Origin of the sequence: Sphingomonas sp. CCH9-F2, from assembly GCF_001556735.1 — a bacterium.
GTDB lineage: Bacteria > Pseudomonadota > Alphaproteobacteria > Sphingomonadales > Sphingomonadaceae > Sphingomonas > Sphingomonas ginsenosidimutans.
Genome location: NZ_LSJO01000316.1, coordinates 1 through 1,794, shown reverse-complemented (window position 1 = coordinate 1,794; position 1,794 = coordinate 1). Strand labels below are relative to the sequence as shown.

Sequence of the window (1,794 nt, the reverse complement as noted above, 5' to 3'; positions counted from 1 at the left end):
GAGGTGCCCGCCAATGGCGGTCCTTACAACGCCGAATTCCTTCCCAGCGGGATCGGGATCGAGCGCGCGATCGGCGGCGACGAGCGGGTGGCCGCGGCGGGCGCGCCGTACAGCTTTTCCGTCTGGATCAAGGCCGATGCGCGGCAGGCGGGCGACGTGCCGCTGATCGCGCTGGGCGAGGCGCGCGCGCTGACGCTGAAGGACGGGCGGCTGACGTGGCGCGACGGCGCGGCGACGATCGCCGGCCCGGTGCTGACCCCCGGTCGCTGGACGCAGGTGACCGCATCGTCGGACGGCACGCGCGGGACGCTGTACGTCGACGGCCGGCGCGTGGCGCAAACGGCACTGGCATCGACGCGGACGATGGCGACGCTGCATGTCGCGCGCGCGCTGCCGGGGGCGGTGCATTTCGGCGGGACGCTGGTGGGCGCAACGCTGCACGACGACGCGCTGACCGCGCAGCAGGTCGCGGCATCGGTGCGCGCGCGGCCCGATTTCGCCAACGTCCAGCTGTGGCAGGTCGGGCAGGGGTGGCTGTTCCAGAAGAGCGCCAATATCGGCATGACGCAGCAGCAGGACGCCTGGACGCTGCCGCAGTCGAACGGCGATGCCGCTTATAGCGCGCCGGTGGCAAAGCCGCTGCCGACCGCGCCGGCGGTGCAGCCGACCGCGGCGGGGCGGTGGCAGATCAACGGCTGGCAACTGGCCGCCGCGCCCGAGGTGACCGGCGACGGCGCCACGCTGTCGCGGCCGGGCCGGGCGAGCGGCACGTGGCGCGCGGCGACGGTGCCGGGCACGGTGTTGCAGACGCTGGTCGATCGCGGCGTCTATCCCGATCCCTATTACGGGCTGAACAACCTGAAGATCCCCGAAAGCCTGGCGCGGCAGGATTACTGGTATCGCACCAGCTTCACCGTGCCGGCCGAGGCCGCCGAACGGAAGCTGACCGTGGTGTTCGGCGGCATCAATTATGCCGCCGAGGTATGGGCGAACGGGCAGAAGCTGGGCACGACGCGCGGCGCGTTCATCCGCGGGCAGTTCGATTACATGCCGGTCGCGGGCGAGAACGTCATCGCGGTGAAGGTGTCGCCGCCGCCGCACCCCGGCATCCCGCACGAACAATCCGTCAAGGCGGGCGTCGGCGAGAACGGCGGGCAGCTGGCGATCGACGGCCCGACCTTCGTCGCGACCGAGGGGTGGGACTGGATCCCCGGCATTCGCGACCGCAACACCGGGCTGTGGCGCCCGGTGGAGCTGGTGGCGCACGGCAACGTCCGCATCCTCGACCCGCATGTCGTCACCGACCTGCCGCTGCCGCGCACCGACGTGGCCGACGTCTATGTCACCGTGCCGATCGAGAATGACGGTGCCGCGGCGCCGGTGACGGTGAAAGTGGCGTTCGAGGGCGTCGAGGCGACCAAGCAGGTCACCGCCCCGGCGGGCCGCAGCGAAGTGCGCTTCACCCCTGCGGAATTCGCGCAGCTGAAGGTCGCCAACCCGGTCTTGTGGTGGCCCAACGGCTATGGCGATGCGCATCTGTATCATGCCACCTATCAGGTGCGCGATGCGGGCGGCGTGTCCGACGTGAAGAGCGGGCGGTTCGGCATCCGCGAGGTGAGCTACGACCTGTCGCTGTTTGACGCCAAGGGCGCGCTGCGCCGCGTCAACGTGCAGACCACCAACGGTGCGCTGGCGGGGCAGAAGCTGATCGACGTGCGCCATGCCGCGATCAAGCAGTCGCCGACCGGCTGGGCCGAGTCGCTGACCCCGGCGGGCGAGACGTCGGCGGCGGTG

The 1,794-nt window shown here is 71.2% G+C and carries 1 protein-coding gene; it reads left to right on the top strand.

Annotation, left to right across the window (positions count from 1 at the left end):
• The coding region (locus tag AX685_RS09300) for a glycosyl hydrolase 2 galactose-binding domain-containing protein (RefSeq protein ID WP_331710164.1) at window positions 1–1,794 on the top strand (1,794 nt) is incomplete at both ends.